This is a genomic window from Bradyrhizobium sp. CCBAU 11361, assembly GCF_028128935.1.
In the GTDB taxonomy this organism is placed as follows: Bacteria; Pseudomonadota; Alphaproteobacteria; order Rhizobiales; family Xanthobacteraceae; genus Bradyrhizobium; species Bradyrhizobium niftali.
In genome coordinates this window covers 1-453 of the sequence record NZ_LBJZ01000051.1, presented here as the reverse complement: position 1 = coordinate 453, position 453 = coordinate 1, and the positions used below count along the sequence as shown (strand labels likewise).

Here is a 453-nt window from a genome sequence, read left to right as displayed (position 1 = left end):
TCGGAGGGCGGCTCACGCGGCGATCGTGGCCCACCGCCTCATGTTGAAGGCGATTGAGGCGAGCAGGACTTGTCCGGTCGCCTTGATCAGACCGACGTAGCGGATGCAGGTCAGCCGCATGCGGCGTTTGAGAGTAGCGAAGGTGGTTTCGACCTGGGCTCGTCGGCGCGCGATGAGGAGGTTGTAGCGTTTGAGCCGGGCCGGCAGCTCTGGGTGATGCCTGTTGGGACGACGGGCGATGCGGGGCTTCTTGCCTTCCGCTTTCAGCCGGGCCCGTCGGGCATGGGTGTCGTAAGCCGCATCGGCCCACACCGCAGCTTCATCGCCGCGGATCAAAGCGTCCGCAGGTGTCGTGTCGTTGACGTTGGCGGGTGTGGTCAGCACCGCGCGGATCAAGCCGGATCCTTCATCGACACCGACATGGGCCTTGTAACCGAAGGTTGAGCCGCTTTT

The 453-nt window shown here is 64.5% G+C and carries 1 protein-coding gene; it reads right to left on the bottom strand.

The annotated features are described in order from the left end of the window. Positions 1 to 12 precede the first annotated feature (12 nt). On the bottom strand, positions 13 to 453 hold a 441-nt coding region (locus XI08_RS09780; protein ID WP_271574259.1), incomplete at its 5' end, for a transposase.